Source organism: Acetobacter sicerae (genome assembly GCF_011516765.1).
GTDB classification, from domain to species: domain Bacteria; phylum Pseudomonadota; class Alphaproteobacteria; order Acetobacterales; family Acetobacteraceae; genus Acetobacter; species Acetobacter sicerae.
The window spans coordinates 1-15,933 of the sequence record NZ_JAAABN010000010.1 but is presented as its reverse complement, the minus strand read 5'-3'; the positions used below and the strand labels follow the sequence as shown (position 1 = coordinate 15,933).

Here is a 15,933-nt window from a genome sequence, read left to right as displayed (position 1 = left end):
CGGACCGCATCCGCAGCGAAGGCCGCGGCGAAGACCCAGACGAACGCGACAGCTGACCAGCTGGTCAATACGCTGCGCGACACAATGGTTTCGCTCGTCCGTCGTGACGGTCCGGATCTTTCCGCTCGCCAGCTGGCCGTGTTCCTGACCTGCTACCTTCAGGAAGAAGGTCACACCGTTCGCGGTCTCGCTTCCGAGCTGAATGTGTCCAAGCCGGCCATCACCCGCGCTCTCGACCGTCTGGGCGAACTGGATCTGGCGCGTCGTAAGGTTGATCCGCTTGATCGTCGTTCCGTGCTGGTTCAGCGCACGCTGAAGGGTGCTGCCTATCTTCGCGAAATCCGTTCCATCATGGGGGAAGCCGCTCCGACTGCCCGCAAGGAAGGTTCGGAAGAGCGTGCGCCACGCGCTGGACGTCGTGCTGCCTAATTGGCTTGCGTTCACTGGGATTTTTAAAAAGGGCCGCTCCCGGGAGCGGCCCTTTTTTTATGGCGTGGGTGTGATTTGCACGCAGGCTTTCGGGGTTTGTCCCGAATCCCACAAGAACACAGGTCCTTTGATTCCGGCCTGATACGACGAAGGGGCTGCGAATCCTTTCCGGAGTCCAGCCTTGTCCCCTGTCGATGAAGTATAAAATGCCTTTTTCAGGGGTGAGACCTGATTTGATGAGTGGACAGGACTGTGGCTGAATGGCCCGGTGAACCGGATGAGGGTTCAGGCGTTGTCTCTGCACAATAGACGCCGATACCTTTCAGGTTCTGTTGGGAAAATTAAGGAGCCCACAATGCGTTTCACACCTTTTGCCGTTGCCGCCGCCCTGTCTGCCGCGACGTATTTCGCAGCCCCTGCCATGGCGGCAGATACGCTCGGCACGCCCTCCGCCACTCTGACCATCAAGACCAAATCGGCTGACCTTGGTGTTGGTTACACGTGGGGCGACGCCCGTCTGACGTTCAACAAAAAGACGTATCGCTACAAGGTTACCGGCGGTCAGATCGCCGCCGTTGGTTTCTCTGAGGTAGTCAGCAAGGGTACTGTCTATAACCTGCACAATGCCGCCGATATGGAAGGCACTTTTGCCGCGACAAGCGGTGAAGCCACGCTGGGTAGCGGACTGGGTGGCGCTATTCTGGAGAACAAGCACGGCGTTCGCCTGAAGCTGGAGAGCGACGCCAAAGGTGCGCGTCTTTCTGCCGGCGCCGGTGGTCTGACGTTCGAGCGTCTGAAATAAACGCTGCCATCAGCGATGGGAATACGAGCCGGGGATCGAAAGGTCTCCGGTTTTTTGTTGAGGTTTGTGATGGAGAGCGAAAGCGTTTCGTGAAGTCTGCTTTTCTGCTCTCCTGAAACCGGATCCAATATCACTGTGCTGATCTCGAGACGGGCAGGTTACACCCCGTCCTGCCGATCAGACCGACTGTTTTCTCCTGCCATACCGGTAGATGACAGCCGATCCAGCCCACGCCAATGCAAACATTCCGATAACGACAAAACCGAGTGTATTGAAGTGATCGCCAAGTGACGAAACAATATTCCAGAACGTCCCCTGTGCATTGAACTGGTCGGCGATGAGGTCGAGCGTTTCAATACTGCCTATGACGAGTGCGACAAGAACAGAAACCAGAGTGATGGCGATATTGTAACGGAGTTTCCGAAGAGGATCGACAAAGGCCCATTGATAGGCGCCTGTCATCAGCACGCCATCAGCCGTATCAATGAGCGACATCCCTGCGGCAAAAAGCGCTGGAAAGATCATGATGGAGGCAACGGCAATGCCTCGGCTGGCTTCGGAGGCCGACAGTCCGAGAAGGGAAACCTCTGTCGCCGTGTCAAACCCCAGTCCGAACAGAAAGCCGAGAAAAAACATGTGCCAGCTTTTGGAGACAAGTTTGAACAGGGGACGGAGAAGACGCGCCAGAATACCTTTCTGTCCCAGAAGTTTCTCGATGTTCTCAGGCTTTTCTTCCGGGTGCTTTCTGGCGTTTCGATAGGTCTTCCAGGTTGAGAGCAGAACCAGAAGATTGATCAGAGCGAGGATGAACAGAAAGGCTGCCGAGATGACTGTGCTGATCACGCCGCCTATATTTCGCCAGGCTTCAAGACGATCCTGTAGGGCGTGGGACAGCATGATCGTGCTGAATGCGGCGATCACGACAAGCGTTGAATGTCCGAGCGCAAACCACAGGCCGAGTGTCAGCGGGCGTTTGCCCATCTGGATGAGCTGACGCGTCACGTTATCAATGGCGGCAATATGGTCCGCATCCACGGCGTGTCTGAGGCCGAACCCGTAAGCAATCAGGGCGTTCCCCAGAAGAACAGGAGAGTGTCTGAAAAGCACCAGCGCCCATATCCAGATTCCCAGATTGGCGAGAACCAGACATGTCCCCAGCACGATGATGCGCAGGCGGAGAGTGGGTGGGTGCCCCAGTGCGAGATCAGAAGCCATACTGCACCGCAAATCGTGCCGAAATAGGCTCAATGGGATGGCCGGTCGCTCCGGACTGCACCGCCGAGGTCGGTGTCAGGCGGTAATCATAGGCGTATTGCGCAGCGTAGGCGTGGGCATTGAAGGCATTGAAGACGCTGGCTTCCAGTTTGAGAGTCTTCGTGAAGCGGTAACCGATGTTCAGATTGACCTCCTGATAGCCCTTCGATCGCAGACTGTTGTCTTCAACCAGTGGATAACCGCCAAGCCAGCGGACCTGCAGACCGCCATACCATGGCCCACGATCAGCAATGATACCGAAAGACCAGACAAAACTGGGCGCGTTTGTCACATAGTGTCCATCAATGCCGTAGCTGGCCAGGTTTTTAGCCTGATAGCGCGCCTTCGCAAAAGACAGGTCGGTATTGAACTCAAGCCAGGTAAACGGATTGTACTGCGCGGAGAGTTCAACACCCTGCCTGCGGCTGGCTGGACCGGGCGAGGTGACGCCAGCGTCTCCGTCGTAACTGAGCTCGGAATCAAAATCGATGATGAAGGCGGCCGCCTGCACATTCAGATGATGAAGGGGAGTGGCTCTCACTCCGACTTCTCCGCTGACAGCGGATGTCATCAGAGGCACTTTGACCGATCCCTTGGCAAATTCATCCGAAGCGTAAGACCCGGATACTGACCGGAAGTCGTTGGAATGGAAACCTCGTCCTCCACTCAGGTAAAATTCGGTTTTCTTCCACGGACCGAAGATCAGGCTTCCCTTGGGCTGAAAAAGCCACTGATGTTTGCGTGTCAGACTGCCATCCACCAGATTGCTGTCCGTGCCGCCCTGATAGTCCTCACGCAGCCCCATGACCATCCGGAACCAGGGCAGCCAGTGCGTCGTGTTCTGAGCGAACATCCCTGCCGAGCCAAGATTGATGTCGTCCGCATTGCAGAGATAGGGAACCGTTGCCTCCAGACTGGATGGGCAGCCTGCCAGCGTCACGCGTTGCCGTGTGTGCCGCCGATCGACATACAGGAAATCATACCGTCCCTGCACACCAAGCTGCGTGTCTGTTCTGACCCGTCCGACATGGTCCTCCCGTGAATAAGTGCTGCTGCCACCGACGGTCGTGCGGGTTTCATCCTGCTGCTGCTGATCCCCGTTAATCGGATCATCCAGATAATGCGTGAAATCATTCCACAATGTCAGCCGGTCGTGCGAGGCAAAGGCGCTCGTCACCCATTTCCAGTTGTCGTCGGCAAGATGATAGTGGCCGGACAGGCTGTACCTCTCTGAAAATCCTCCATCCGTCGGATCGAGCGAACCATATCGACCGATCAGCCCTTCGCTATAGGCGGCCAGAGGCTGATCGTTCGTGGCGCGCCACTGCCCGCGATAGAACATCCCGGTGACATCAAAGCCGTTCGTTGAATCGCCATGCGTATAATGGCTCATCGCCTTGATGCTTCTGGCGTTGTCAGGATATTTCCATGGACCATCGGTGTGGGAAAGACTGAAGGCGTTGATCCAGCGATCGCCATTTCCGAGATGGGCTGTCCCTCCCAGATAGGCGCGATAATCTCCCAGTGTTCCGGCGCTCAGGGAGATCTGTCGGGGAATATCATCCGCGAGTTTCATGTGATCCGAGCCCGCAACGCCGAAATCTCCGATATCGGCGTGGAACGGTCCCTTGGTGTAATCCACGCCTGACAGCAGCTCGGGAATCAGGAAATTGAGGTCCGTATAACCCTGACCGTGCGCGTTGCTGACGCCGTTTATGGGCATGTCATCCACGAAGGTGGCGAGATCGGTGCCATGATCCAGATTGAAGCCGCGCAGAAGGAACTGGTTGGCTTTGCCCTCGCCGGAATGGGACGTGACGACCAGACCGGGCACGGCTTCCAGAATCTGACCGACACGATAAGCCGGCCTGAGCTGGATTTCCCGGGCTGTAATGGAGCCCTCACTCGCCGTCTCGGCCCGCCCCAGCAGGTTGCGGCGGGAGGCTGTGACGTTGATCTGTTCAACTGTCGATCTGATCTGTCTGGAGCGCGTGTCTTTCGATTCTTTCGATGCGGTCGTTTCCTGACTGCTTCCGGGCGGAGGGGAAGCTTCTGGCGCAGCGACTGCGTCATCTGACATGGAAAGCAGACCGCCAAGCAGGAACGAGAAGCAGAGGGAGAAAACCGGATAGCACTGGTGCAAAGGCAATCGCGGGTAACGAAGGATACTGCAGCGTTCGGTCTGCCTATCCGGAAACAGTAAAGTCATCTGAGCCCTGTTCAGTATGACAGGAACAGGGCAGACACATGCGCGTCCGGTTTGTGCAACGAAAAACCAGGACGCCAGACACAGCCGCCCCGGACACCCCGCCGGTGGTTGAAACATGCATGGCAGGTCTCCTGGCTCATGGGTCATCGTGGCCAATCTGTCTTCCCGGGAGCAAGGCTTCCAGTGACATCAGCGATTGGCAACTCGCCATTTACAGTTGCGGGGACAGCGTCGGTATTACACCGGACTTCCCTCTTAGCTTCATCCCGCCGAAACAGGATGAAGAACCATGCGGGATGCACCAGAACTGCAATGAGCAGCTTATGTCAATCTTTCAGAGGAAGCTCAGGCAGGGCGTTCCCAATGGCAGGGGGCCGCTTTCCGGTCATTTCGTAACTCTGCGCCGGGCGCCTCCGGACTACCACCGTCCGACCGGATGTTTCCTCGCCCGCAAAATCACGAACGCCGTCCACAACACCTGCGGCAGAACAACCGCTGCAATAGCGAACCAGGACGACCCGACAGGCGGCAGGGCGAGGAGCGCATACATGCCCGCACCCCACAGGACAAAACTCCAGTGCAGCAGGGTCACCACCGGCATCGGCACACCGGAGCGGAAGGCAATCTGGTAGAGGTGCCCCCGATGCGCCTGTAGCAGCTTTTCTCCCGCGAAAGTGCGGCGAATGAGCGTGAAGGCCACGTCGTACAGCAGCCCGGCGATCAGGCAGGGAACCAGCAGGGCCGCATGAAGGTCAGGAATCGCTGGCGCGATGGCGGGCGTTGCAAGCATCAGCGCCGCAGCGGCGATGAGCAGCCCGCAGGCCTGACTGCCGACATCGCCGAGAAAGATACGGGCGTGAGGAAAGTTCAGCGGCAGGAACGCCAGCAGTCCAAAAGTCATGAGAGCTGCGATAAGGCGGAGTTCAGGCGTGTCCGAAGGCCAGAACGGCAGGGTCAGGCACAGGAACGTCAGACAGAGCGTTCCGGAAACCAGACCGTTGAGACCGTCCATGAAGTTGACCGCGTTCGTCACGAACACTGCCCACACGGTGGCGCACAGGGCGGCCAGAAGAAACCATGTCGGGCTGGAAAACGCGCTCACGGGCAGAATGGCGGCGGTGACCATCACGGCGGACAGAATCTGGGCGGTCAGTTTGATCAGGGGCGACCACTGATACACGTCGTCCAGCCAGGAAATGGCCGCCAGAAGGGCGACTGCCGCCCAGAATGTCACGCTGTCCGGTGTGAGGGCAGGCAGACCGCACAGATGCCGCATCGGGAAGAACAGAAGCAGGAAAGCCCCGATCACACCGACGCCGCCGCCCTTCGGTGTCGGAGCCGTATGCGCGCTGCGATGCCCCGGCGTATCGAGCACGGCGACCACGATCATCCGGCGGCAGAGAAGCGCCGAAATGATGTAGGCAAGAAGCAGAAGGCCGAGAGCCGGATACATGTGAAACATCGAAAGCCACGAGCTGATATGAAAAACCTCGGCTTCGTTGCTTCTAGCCGACGCATAGCTGGGCTATACGGCGAGCGTGATAGTCCCGCAACGCCCGGATGTCGCGCCGAGAAATACCCGGCTGCGACCACTCAATCGGATTCTGGTCAACGTCCTGCTTGACGGCAGTGTTGCCGCCGTCGCCGCGCCGTTCGCCCGCTGGCTGGCCGCGCCGCGCGACGGGCTGCTGCATCCGCTGTGGTTTCTGGCGGGAGGGGCGATCACTCTGGTGGTCAGCGGTCTGCCGTTCAGGATGCCGCAGCAATACTGGCGTTTTTCCGGCCTGTCCGATCTTCTCGGCATTGCGGGCGCGTCCATCGCCAGTTCGGCGCTGTTCACGCTGGGGCTCTATGCCACCGGCTTTCCGCTCCCGAGTCCGACTTTTCCGCTCATCTACGCGCTGACGCTCACGGCTATGCTGGGCGGCCTGCGCATGGCCTATCGCCTGTGCAACGGGATCACGCGACGCAGCATCGCACAGCGCCGGGTGGTGCTGATCGGCGCGGATCAGGTTGCCGACCTGTATCTCCGGGCGCTCGACCGCAATCCGGAGGCGGGCGTCCGCGTGACCGGTCTGATCGGGCAGGGGACGCATCAGGCCGGTCGTCGTATTCATAATGTGCCGATCCTCGGCCATGTGACGGATGTGGCGACCCTGCTGAACGCAATGGCCGCTCAGAACACTCTTCCGGACACGCTGGTGGTGACCGATCCGAATTTTCGGGGAGGCGGTCTCGCACGGGTTCTGGAAGCCGCCGAGACGTACGGAATCGCCGTCATGCGGGCGCCGGTTCTCACCGACCTGACCCCTGCGGACAGGATCGCACTGCGTCCTGTCGCTATCGAGGATCTTCTGAACCGGCCGCAGGTGCCGCTCGACAGAGCGGGTATGGATCGCATGATCCGTGGTGAGGTCGTGGTGGTTACTGGTGCAGGCGGCACCATCGGCTCCGAGCTGGCGCGGCAGATCGCGGGATTTGGTCCGAAACATCTGGTGCTGCTGGATCACGGCGAGTTCGCCCTCTGGCAGATCGACGTGGAACTGGGCGAACTGGCTCCGCATGTTTCGCGCAGCGTGGTCGTGGCGGATGTGCGCGACAGCGACCGCATAGATGAGGTGTTCGCGCAGTTCGGTCCGGCGCTGGTGTTTCATGCGGCTGCTCTCAAGCATGTGCCGATTGTCGAGGCGAACGCCTGCGAAGGACTGCTGACCAATGTCGTCGGCACGCGGATCGTGGCGGATGCGGCCCGGCGTCATGGCGTGCGGGCGCTGGTGATGATCTCGACCGACAAGGCGGTGAATCCTTCCAGTCTGATGGGCGCGAGCAAGCGGGCGGCGGAGATGTACTGTCAGGCGCTCGACATCGCCACGCGTCATGCCGGAGAGCCGTTGCGCTGCGTGACCGTCCGGTTCGGTAACGTACTGGGCTCAACCGGTTCGGTCGTGCCGTTGTTCCGCCGGCAGCTTGAACGAGGCGGTCCGCTGACCGTCACGCATCCGGACATGCGGCGTTATTTCATGACCGTGCCGGAGGCGGTCGGGCTCGTCCTGCAGGCCAGCGTCCGGGGCACCGACGGCTTCCGCTTCGAGCAGGATATGGCCGAGAAGCCATCGCAGACGGAACGCGTTGCCGGAACGGATGCGCTGCTGCGGGATGGCGGCATCTTCGTGCTTGATATGGGGCAGCCCGTGCGGATCGTCGATCTGGCGCGGCAGATGATCCGGCTTGCAGGGTTGCGTCCCGACGAAGACGTGAAAATCATCTTCACAGGTCAGCGGCCCGGTGAAAAACTGTTTGAAGAACTGTTTCATGGCCGCGAGGCGCCCGTCCCGACCGATGCGCCGGGGCTGCTGATGGCTGCCCCGCGTGTTGTGGACTATCAGGATGTGGCGCACGCGGTAGACCGGATTGCTGTTCTGGCGCATGCAGGAGACACGGAAGCGGCGATGGCCGTGTTGCGCTATCTTGTGCCGGAATTCGATCACAACGCGACCGGTGAGGCGAATGGCGTCGCACCGGGCACCGATCAGGACAGGGAGAGCTTGACCTCATGAGCACGCCGGACGGGCAGAAGCCGATTGCCTTTCTTGATCTCCCAGCCCAGCAGCGTCGCCTCGGCGCGCCGCTGAAGCAGCGGATCGATACTGTTCTGGAGCATTGTCGCTTTGTGCTCGGTCCGGAAGTGACGGAACTGGAAGAGCGGCTCGCCGCATGGTCGGGAGTCGGTCACTGCGTGGGTGTTTCGTCCGGCACGGACGCGCTCCAGATCGTCATGATGGCGGAGAATATCGGCCCCGGCGACGCGGTGTTTCTCCCGGCTTTCACCTACACGGCGACGGCGGAGGTGCCTCTCGTGCTGGGCGCGACGCCGGTCTTCGTCGATGTTGATCCGGCCACCTTCCAGATCGACCCGGCCAGTCTGCGTGAGCGGATCGAAAAGGTCCGTAAGGACGGCAGGCTGAAGCCCCGGGCGATCGTCGGTGTGGATCTGTTCGGCCAGCCCGCGCCATGGGATGCGTTGCGCGAGATTGCTTCGGACTACGGCCTGTTCCTGATGGATGACTGCGCCCAGTCTTTCGGTGGGGCGTATCATGGCCGCAATCTCGGCGCGGAAGCCGTGGCGACGACCCTGTCCTTTTTCCCGTCCAAGCCGCTCGGCGGCTATGGCGATGGCGGCGCGATCCTGACCGATGATGCGGAACGGGCGGATCTTTATCGTTCGCTGCGCACGCATGGCGAAGGCAAGACCCGTTACGAAGTGCTGCGCACCGGCATGAACGGGCGTCTCGACACGTTGCAGGCGGCGGTTCTGCTGGCCAAGCTGGACGTATTCAGGGAAGAGCTGGCGCGGCGCGATGCGATTGCGAACGCCTATGACGCAGGGCTGAAGGATGTGATGACCGTGCCCGCCCGCGTGCCGGACAGCGCCAGCGCCTGGGCGATCTATTCCGTGCTGCTGAAGGATTCTGCCGAACGGAGTGCGACGCAGGAGCGGCTGAAGGCGGCAGGTGTGCCGTCGGCGATCTATTATCCGCTGCCGCTGCATCATCAGCCGGCTTACCGGGGGCATCATGATGGCGTTGCGCTGCCGGTCTCCGAATCCCTTGCGCAGCGGATTCTGGCGCTGCCGATTCACCCCGAACTGACCGACGCGGAGGTCGCCCGCGTGATCGCCGCCGTGCGTGGCTGAAGGACTGACAGGACTATGAGGAAGGAAACCGCGTTCATCATCACCTTTCTGGTGTTTACGATCGGAACGGCGCTGGTGATCTGGATGGCGGCGCTGCCGAATTTCGTGGCCGTCAAGTTCCCGGAAGTGACCAGCGGCAAGATTGTGGCCGGACCGATGCGGCAATCCCGTCCGCTCACGCAGGATGAGGTCGCGATGCTGAATGACTGGTTCAGGCGTCATCCGGGTGGCTGGGGACCGCTGAGCCAGACGCCGCCTTCCAGTGGCGATGCGCGTGTGGAGCTTGAAGGCACCACCGACGGCCATGCCGACCCGGTCGTGCTGACGCTCTGGACGGGAATCAGCGCGGCGGACTGGAACAATACCGTCTTTCTGGAATCACCGGACGGCTCGAAAGTGCGCACGGAAAGCTTCTCGGACACGGACTTCGCGCCGCTGCGTAAACTTGCCGACGGCCAGGTTTTCCCCCGGTCGGCTTTCCCCTGATGCAGGTCGCAGCCGGAACGGAAGCGCTGATCTTTGACTGCGACGGCACCCTGGTCGATAGCCTGCCGCTTTATCTGGCGTCGTGGCTGGAGGCTCTGAAGAGCAGGGGCGGCCTCGACGTGTCGCCGGACTGGTTCTTCAGCCGTCGGGGCTATTCCGAGGGAATGGTCCTGTCTGAACTGGAAAAAACGCACGGCGTGACGCTCAACCGGGCCGCCATCATGGCCGCCACACGGGAAGGGGTGCGAGACCGCCTTCCCGGCGTGAGGCAGAACGTGCCGGTCGTGGCTCTGGTGCGGGAATGGGCGGGACGACTGCCGCTCGCCGTGGCGTCCAGCGGGTCGCGGGAAGTGGTGGAAGCCTCTCTTGCGGCCATCGGTCTGCTGGAAGTCTTTGATGCGATCGTGACGATCGAGGATGTGGCGCGTCCGAAACCTGCTCCTGACATCTATCTGCTGGCAGCGAAGAAACTGGGTGTGAAGCCACCGGGCTGTCTGGTGTTTGAAGACAGCACAGAAGGGCTTGAAGCGGCTCATGCGGCCGGGATGTCGGCGGAAGATGTGCGTCCATGGTCGGACTTTCGCGGAGATGCCTGATGGAAACCCGCTGCGTCCGCTGTGACGCGCCACTGGAATGTCTGGCGTCTTCTGAGTGCTGGTGCATGAAACTGCCGCCGGGACTGCCGGTTCCTGCCGAACAGAACAGCGGGTGTTACTGTCCGAACTGTCTTGCCGCAGTCATGGCTCCCGTTTCGGCTGATGCTATTCAGTCCGATACAACGACGGAAACAGGCAATAAGCTGACAGATAAACCGCGCTGAGCATTTCCATCTCTGTTTTGCCACAGAGATCGTGAAGAAAGCGCAGGATCATCCGTCGTGAGTATGGCAGGCAAGCTGAGGAGTGGCCGAATGAAGGTTTTCGTGCATCTGGCCCGGGGATTTGGCAACGAGACGTGGGGAGAGCTCTGGCGGTCGGGCAAGCTGCTCGGCCTGAATGAGGAGCATGCCTACGGGTATAACCATGCTGCGTCTCCCGACGTGCAGGTGACTTATGCGTCCGATTATCCCGAGACACGGCTTCAGAAACTGATTCGTTACGCCGGTCGCGCCATCCTCGGGTTCGATGTCGTCCATGCCTGGCGGAATCGCGAGAAACTTCTGGCGGCGGATGTTGTGTGGACCCACACGGAGTCCCAGACGCTGGGCGTGCTGCTGCTTTTCCGTCTGACGCGGGGACGCGTTCCCAAACTGCTCGGCCAGACAGTCTGGCTGGTGGACCGATGGGCGAAGCAGCCGTGGCCGCGTCGTCTGCTCTACCGCTTTCTGCTGCATCGGCTGGATGTGCTCACCACGTTGTCGTCCCTGAACTGTCAGGACGCCCGCGGCCTGTTCCCATGGGTGCGCGTGGAGAGCGTTCTGTTCGGTATCAAGGCGGATGGCATGCGTCCTGCCCGTGGCCCTCATAACAATGGCCCGATGAAAGTCCTGTCACTGGGCAATGACGAGCATCGTGACTGGCCGACACTCTGCACGGCCATGTCATCCCTGCCGGATGCGACGCTGCGGATTGCCAGCAGCACCAGGGCGGCGGCGAGAGCAGCCAAGGGGCATCGCAACATTGAAGTGATGAAAATCCGCGACAACGCGACGCTGTTCGCAGCCTATGAGCAGGCGGATGTTGTGGTGGTGCCGTTGAGCGAGAATCGTCATGCTTCGGGAATCACCGTGATTCTCGAGGCGATTTATTTCGGCGTGCCGGTCATCGCCACGGATTGCGGCGGCCTGACGGATTATCTTGATCACGATGCGGTTCTTTATGTGCCGCCGGGTGATCCCGCGGCGCTCGCCGCTGCGATTCGGGCGGTCAGAGAGAATCCGGAAGCGGCGAAACAGCGTGTCGAAAAGGCGCAGGAGCGCATGAAGACGACTCTGAGTTCAGTCGCCTATGCGCAGCGATATGTCGCGCTGTCCCGGGAGGTTTGCGGGCCGGTCTGACGGCCTCAGCCTTCTTCCTTCTTGCGAATCGTCAGGATGTGACGCCCATCGCCGGCTGCTTCCTCGGTGGCGAGAATCGTGTGTCCGAGCGACTGGGCGGAACGTGTGACATTCTTCAGCGGCTCTTCGCCACGAAGCGTGACTCGCAGCAGACCGCCGGCAGGCATGCCGTCCAGGGCGAGCCGGGTCCGCACGAATGTCATGGGGCAGGTTTCGCTGGTGATATCCAGAAGAAGGGGAGGGGCGTCAGGCTCTTTCATGGCGTTCTATGTGGCCGCAGGAACGGGCGGCTTCAAGTTCCACGGAATTATGTGGTAAATACCAAACAAAGCGCGGAGCGTGAGTGGACAAACCGCGTGGAAATCAGCTAGGCGAAGCATATGGTTGCGCATACACAGGCAGCAGGACGTATGCCGTGAGTCCGGCTTCTACCCCATCTCCGTTCCGTCAGGGCTCCAGAGCCAAGGCAGAAGATCTGTCCGATTCCCGCATTGCACGTCTGTGCGTGGAACGTGGGCTCAAGATGACCGGCCAGCGCCGCGTGATCGCCCGTGTCCTTTCGGATGCGGAAGATCATCCCGACGTGGAGGAGCTGTATCGCCGGGCGTCCGAGCTGGACCCCAAGATTTCCGTCGCCACGGTCTATCGGACCGTGCGGCTGCTCGAAGAGAAGGGCATTCTCGAACGCCGTGACTTCGGTGGCGGACGGGCCCGGTATGAGGCGACCGAGCATGGTCGTCATTATCATCTTATCGATGTGGAAACCGGCAAGGTTCTGGAGTTCGAGGACGAGGAGCATGAAGCGCTGATGCGTCAGATTGCCAACCGTCTTGGATTCGAACTGATTTCCATGCGTCTTGAACTGTTCGGTCGGCGTCTGCCGACCCCGGAGGCGGCGAAGACCGAGCGTCCGAAAGCAGCAAAGAAAGCGCGGGGGACCGGCAAATGAGTGCTGAAACTCCGCAAGGCGGTGGCCTCTCCGCTCTTGATCTGGACCGCGACGGTTTTCACGAACTGCGCGGCGGCAATCTCGGCGTGAGGATTGCGTCCACGCCGGAAGAGATCGAGGCCGCGCAGGAACTTCGCTATCGCGTGTTTTTCGAGGAAATGGGGGCGCAGCCCGATGAGCGCGCCTTTCGCCTCAAGCGCGATATGGATGAATTCGATGAGTATGCCGACCACCTGCTGGTGATCGATCACGCCGTTTCTTCCGGAGCGGCGGGCGTGGTTGGAACCTATCGTCTCATGCAGGGAGACCGGGCGGCGAAGCTTGGCCGCTTCTACAGCGAGAGCGAGTTCGATATCGGTCCGCTGAAAAAGTTTCCCGGTCGTCTGCTGGAAGTCGGGCGGTCATGCATCGATGTCCGCTATCGCGGGCGTGCCGCGATGCAACTGCTGTGGCGCGGCATCGCGTCCTATATTTTCCTGCACAAGATCGACGTTCTGTTCGGCTGCGCCAGTCTGCCCGGGACCAATCCCGAGGAACTGAGCGAAGAGCTGACCTACCTTTATCACAATCACCTTGCGCCTCCTGCGCTGCGGGTGAAGGCCCTGCCCGACCGTCGCGTGGAAATGCTGCGGCAGGACCCGCTGACCCTTGACCGTCGCCGGGCGCTCACCCGTCTGCCGCCGCTGATCAAGGGCTACCTGCGGCTTGGTGGGTATGTTGGTGACGGTGCGGTGGTGGACCCCCAGTTCAAGACCACCGATGTCGCTGTTCTCGTGAAAAGCGAGCTGATGACCGACAAATATTATCGTCACTATGAACGTAGGCTGCGTGACGCTCTCGACTGAGGGCAGCGCGGTCCGGTTTCTGGTCCGATGAGTTCTCCTGACCGGAGGGCGGCAGGTCTGTTCAGACGGACCGGCGTTGCCCTGCGTGGTATGGGGAAACCGCTTCTCGCAGGTGGTCTGGCAGCCCTCACATTTCCGCCGCTGCATCTTCTTCCACTTCTGCCGTTTGCATTTCTGGTGCTCATGCGGGCGATTGATCGCGCTCAGACCACCCGGCAGGCGGCGCTGGCCGGTTTCGCCTTCGGGTTCGGTCTGCATGCGGTCGGTCTTTACTGGCTCATCAACGCCATTCTGATCCGCGCTAGCGAGTTCTGGTGGTTCGTCCCGTTTCCGTCTCTTGGCTGCGCGCTCATTCTTGCGCCTTTCGCTGCGGTTCCGGCGGCGGTCTGTCGCTGTGTTCCGGCAGGATGGCGGCGGTGCGTTCTGTTCGCGGCGGTCTGGACGCTGTGCGATATGGGACGTCAGTTTCTGTTCAGTGGCTTCACATGGAATCCGCTCGGCAGTGACTGGGCCATTCATGGTCTTGCAGGCGATGTCATGATCCAGCCCGTCGCATGGATTGGCGTTGATGGTCTGACGCTTCTGACCGTGATTCTTGCGCTGACCATGCCATTGGGCCGCCGTGCGGCTGTGGCTGGTGTTCTCACGCTCATGCTCTGGGCAGGAAGTGGCGCGCTGCGTTTCTACGGTCTGGCGCATCAGGCCGACGTTGCTTCTGCCGGTCCGACCACGCCTGTCGTGGCGCTGGTGCAGGGGAATGTGCCGGAACAGGAAAAGATCAGCCGCTCCGACATGCAGAGAGTGTTCGGACGTTATCTGGGTCTTACCCAGCGTGGCGTGGCTCAGGCTCTGGAAGAGAGCGGTCGGACACAGGGTGCGGCGCATCCGGTTGTCTATGTCTGGCCGGAAACGGCTTTTCCCGGCGTGCTGGAAGAAGATCCGGAAGCCCGGTCCATGATCGCCCGGGCAGCGGAAGGCGCCAGCGCGGGGATTGTCGGCACATTGCGGATGGGGCCGGATCAGCACTGGCGCAATTCCGTTGTGGCGCTTGATGAAACGGGAGGAGTCGCCGCAGTCTACGACAAGGCGACCCTTGTGCCCTTCGGTGAGTACCAGCCGCGTTTTCTGCCTTTGCAGGTGGTGCCCGGCGGCGGCATGACGCCCGGCCCCGGCCCGAGAAGCTGGCATCTGCCCGGCCTTGAAGCGGCAGGCCCGCTGGTCTGTTACGAGGTGATTTTCTCCGGACATGTAGTTGACCGTCATGACCGTCCGGGCTGGCTGGTGAATGTCACCAACGATGCATGGTACGGAAATAGCGCCGGTCCCCGGCAGCATCTGGCGGCTGTCAGATTGCGGGCTGTTGAGGAAGGCCTGCCCGTGGCCCGCGCCGCCAATACCGGCGTATCGATTGTTTATGACGCACGCGGACACGATCTCGGCAGGCTGGAGTGGGGGATTGAGGGCGTTCTGGTCAGGGCCATGCCGCCTGCATTGTCGCCAACCCTGTTCGCGCGGTTCGGGCAGAAAATCCCTGTAGGCCTGTGTCTGCTTGTCGCACTGGTCGCGCTGTTTCCATCACGTTCCGGGTGGCGGTTGCGGTCTGACCGTTAATCTAGTTAACAAATTCATCCTCTGGTTGTATGTTTACCTTCTTCTAACCCTCAGGTGGGGGTGTTCCGGGGGACGAGGTTATGGCGACAGCAGAAGATGGCGGGACACGGGTCAGTGATCTTGATGCCCATGTGGGAGCCCGCATCCGTCTGCGTCGCACCATGCTGGGCATGTCCCAGGAAAAGCTGGGTGAGGCGATCAGCCTGACGTTTCAGCAGGTCCAGAAATATGAACGTGGCACCAATCGGGTCAGCGCCTCGCGTCTGTTCGAGATCGCCAAGGTGCTCGACGTGCCTATCGGATTTTTCTACGACGATATGCCTCTGGCTCCGACCGCCGCACCTCCCGAGACCACGCAGGCCGGGTCCGTGATGGGATTTGCGGAGGCGCAGCAGGGCTTCGGCGGACCGCCGATGCCGGGAACCTCTTCTCAGGCAACGGTCGATGCGGCTGTGCTGTCCCGTCGTGAAACGCTCGAACTTGTCCGCGCCTATTACCGTATCCCCGATTCAGGGGTCAGAAAGCGCGTGCTGGACCTGATCCGCTCAACGCGGATTTCTCACACTTGAGGCAATTTCGGGTCATTTTGTAGAATTCAGTCATCCCACAGGAGCCCGATCTGGAATATTGACGATATTCTGCTTCTGGCGGCGGGTTCT

At 60.6% G+C, this 15,933-nt stretch carries 16 protein-coding genes and 1 riboswitch; of the genes, 12 read left to right on the top strand and 4 right to left on the bottom strand.

Annotated elements, in window-relative coordinates; translation table 11 throughout:
• Positions 1–84: 84 nt before the first annotated feature.
• Positions 85–429 carry a MarR family transcriptional regulator gene (locus GVI59_RS11785; protein WP_173574526.1) on the top strand — a complete coding sequence of 115 codons (345 nt, stop codon included), beginning with the start codon at positions 85–87 and terminating at the stop codon, positions 427–429.
• A gap of 355 nt (positions 430–784) precedes the next feature.
• Positions 785–1,231, top strand: coding sequence for a hypothetical protein (locus GVI59_RS11780; protein WP_173574420.1), 447 nt, complete (start codon positions 785–787; stop codon positions 1,229–1,231).
• Positions 1,232–1,408: 177 nt separating this feature from the next.
• Here GVI59_RS11780 and GVI59_RS11775 read toward each other — a convergent pair whose 3' ends face one another.
• From GVI59_RS11775 to GVI59_RS11765, 3 genes are all read right to left on the bottom strand, one after another.
• Complete coding sequence (locus GVI59_RS11775; RefSeq protein WP_173574419.1) at positions 1,409–2,446, bottom strand: HoxN/HupN/NixA family nickel/cobalt transporter; 1,038 nt, start codon at positions 2,444–2,446, stop codon at positions 1,409–1,411.
• Positions 2,436–4,565 (bottom strand): TonB-dependent receptor, encoded by a 2,130-nt coding sequence (locus tag GVI59_RS11770; protein ID WP_242013072.1) that lies wholly within the window; start codon positions 4,563–4,565, stop codon positions 2,436–2,438. The genes GVI59_RS11775 and GVI59_RS11770 overlap by 11 nt, the downstream gene beginning before the upstream one ends.
• Before the next feature lie 233 nt (positions 4,566–4,798).
• A riboswitch (cobalamin riboswitch) is annotated at positions 4,799–5,001 on the bottom strand.
• Between the two features lie 111 nt (positions 5,002–5,112).
• Entirely contained in the window at positions 5,113–6,147 is a 1,035-nt protein-coding gene (locus GVI59_RS11765; protein ID WP_242013071.1) for an MraY family glycosyltransferase, read from the bottom strand.
• An 88-nt stretch (positions 6,148–6,235) separates the two neighbouring features.
• Between GVI59_RS11765 and GVI59_RS11760 the strand changes: the two genes are divergently transcribed.
• The 6 genes from GVI59_RS11760 to GVI59_RS11735 all read left to right on the top strand — a co-directional run bounded on the left by GVI59_RS11760 (position 6,236) and on the right by GVI59_RS11735 (position 11,869).
• The gene (locus tag GVI59_RS11760; protein ID WP_173574525.1) at positions 6,236–8,251 is read left to right on the top strand and encodes an SDR family NAD(P)-dependent oxidoreductase; all 2,016 of its coding nucleotides are present in this window, start codon (positions 6,236–6,238) and stop codon (positions 8,249–8,251) included.
• Positions 8,248–9,387: a DegT/DnrJ/EryC1/StrS family aminotransferase gene (locus tag GVI59_RS11755; RefSeq protein ID WP_173574416.1), complete on the top strand. Its 1,140-nt coding sequence runs from the start codon at positions 8,248–8,250 to the stop codon at positions 9,385–9,387. Before GVI59_RS11760 ends, GVI59_RS11755 begins: the two co-directional genes overlap by 4 nt.
• Positions 9,388–9,402: 15 nt before the next feature.
• On the top strand, positions 9,403–9,873 hold the full coding sequence (locus GVI59_RS11750; RefSeq protein ID WP_173574415.1) for a hypothetical protein: 471 nt from the start codon (positions 9,403–9,405) through the stop codon (positions 9,871–9,873).
• The gene (locus tag GVI59_RS11745; RefSeq protein ID WP_173574414.1) at positions 9,873–10,469 is read left to right on the top strand and encodes an HAD family hydrolase; all 597 of its coding nucleotides are present in this window, start codon (positions 9,873–9,875) and stop codon (positions 10,467–10,469) included. The genes GVI59_RS11750 and GVI59_RS11745 overlap by 1 nt, the downstream gene beginning before the upstream one ends.
• Complete coding sequence (locus tag GVI59_RS11740; RefSeq protein ID WP_173574413.1) at positions 10,469–10,693, top strand: hypothetical protein; 225 nt, start codon at positions 10,469–10,471, stop codon at positions 10,691–10,693. The genes GVI59_RS11745 and GVI59_RS11740 overlap by 1 nt, the downstream gene beginning before the upstream one ends.
• Before the next feature lie 90 nt (positions 10,694–10,783).
• Positions 10,784–11,869: a glycosyltransferase family 4 protein gene (locus GVI59_RS11735; RefSeq protein WP_173574412.1), complete on the top strand. Its 1,086-nt coding sequence runs from the start codon at positions 10,784–10,786 to the stop codon at positions 11,867–11,869.
• A gap of 5 nt (positions 11,870–11,874) precedes the next feature.
• Here the strand turns inward: GVI59_RS11735 and GVI59_RS11730 are convergent, their stop codons facing one another.
• Entirely contained in the window at positions 11,875–12,129 is a 255-nt protein-coding gene (locus GVI59_RS11730) for a sulfurtransferase TusA family protein (protein WP_173574411.1), read from the bottom strand.
• 215 nt (positions 12,130–12,344) lie between these two features.
• Between GVI59_RS11730 and GVI59_RS11725 the strand changes: the two genes are divergently transcribed.
• The 4 genes from GVI59_RS11725 (at position 12,345) to GVI59_RS11710 (ending at position 15,843) form a co-directional block, all read left to right on the top strand.
• Positions 12,345–12,818: a Fur family transcriptional regulator gene (locus tag GVI59_RS11725; RefSeq protein ID WP_194299123.1), complete on the top strand. Its 474-nt coding sequence runs from the start codon at positions 12,345–12,347 to the stop codon at positions 12,816–12,818.
• On the top strand, positions 12,815–13,663 hold the full coding sequence (locus GVI59_RS11720) for a GNAT family N-acetyltransferase (protein ID WP_173574409.1): 849 nt from the start codon (positions 12,815–12,817) through the stop codon (positions 13,661–13,663). Before GVI59_RS11725 ends, GVI59_RS11720 begins: the two co-directional genes overlap by 4 nt.
• Before the next feature lie 27 nt (positions 13,664–13,690).
• Positions 13,691–15,274 carry an apolipoprotein N-acyltransferase gene (gene lnt, locus GVI59_RS11715; protein WP_173574408.1) on the top strand — a complete coding sequence of 528 codons (1,584 nt, stop codon included), beginning with the start codon at positions 13,691–13,693 and terminating at the stop codon, positions 15,272–15,274.
• 80 nt (positions 15,275–15,354) lie between these two features.
• Positions 15,355–15,843 (top strand): helix-turn-helix domain-containing protein, encoded by a 489-nt coding sequence (locus tag GVI59_RS11710; RefSeq protein WP_173574407.1) that lies wholly within the window; start codon positions 15,355–15,357, stop codon positions 15,841–15,843.
• Positions 15,844–15,933: the final 90 nt, after the last annotated feature.

Coding starts and splice junctions, on each gene's coding strand:
- GVI59_RS11730 (WP_173574411.1), bottom strand. CDS start 12,129: ATGAAAGAGCCTGACGCCCCTCCCCTTCTTCTGGATATCACCAGCGAA.
- GVI59_RS11755 (WP_173574416.1), top strand. CDS start 8,248: ATGAGCACGCCGGACGGGCAGAAGCCGATTGCCTTTCTTGATCTCCCA.
- GVI59_RS11765 (WP_242013071.1), bottom strand. CDS start 6,147: ATGTATCCGGCTCTCGGCCTTCTGCTTCTTGCCTACATCATTTCGGCG.
- GVI59_RS11750 (WP_173574415.1), top strand. CDS start 9,403: ATGAGGAAGGAAACCGCGTTCATCATCACCTTTCTGGTGTTTACGATC.
- GVI59_RS11710 (WP_173574407.1), top strand. CDS start 15,355: ATGGCGACAGCAGAAGATGGCGGGACACGGGTCAGTGATCTTGATGCC.
- GVI59_RS11720 (WP_173574409.1), top strand. CDS start 12,815: ATGAGTGCTGAAACTCCGCAAGGCGGTGGCCTCTCCGCTCTTGATCTG.
- GVI59_RS11735 (WP_173574412.1), top strand. CDS start 10,784: ATGAAGGTTTTCGTGCATCTGGCCCGGGGATTTGGCAACGAGACGTGG.
- GVI59_RS11775 (WP_173574419.1), bottom strand. CDS start 2,446: ATGGCTTCTGATCTCGCACTGGGGCACCCACCCACTCTCCGCCTGCGC.
- GVI59_RS11770 (WP_242013072.1), bottom strand. CDS start 4,565: ATGTCAGATGACGCAGTCGCTGCGCCAGAAGCTTCCCCTCCGCCCGGA.
- GVI59_RS11740 (WP_173574413.1), top strand. CDS start 10,469: ATGGAAACCCGCTGCGTCCGCTGTGACGCGCCACTGGAATGTCTGGCG.
- GVI59_RS11785 (WP_173574526.1), top strand. CDS start 85: ATGGTTTCGCTCGTCCGTCGTGACGGTCCGGATCTTTCCGCTCGCCAG.
- lnt (WP_173574408.1), top strand. CDS start 13,691: ATGAGTTCTCCTGACCGGAGGGCGGCAGGTCTGTTCAGACGGACCGGC.
- GVI59_RS11780 (WP_173574420.1), top strand. CDS start 785: ATGCGTTTCACACCTTTTGCCGTTGCCGCCGCCCTGTCTGCCGCGACG.
- GVI59_RS11745 (WP_173574414.1), top strand. CDS start 9,873: ATGCAGGTCGCAGCCGGAACGGAAGCGCTGATCTTTGACTGCGACGGC.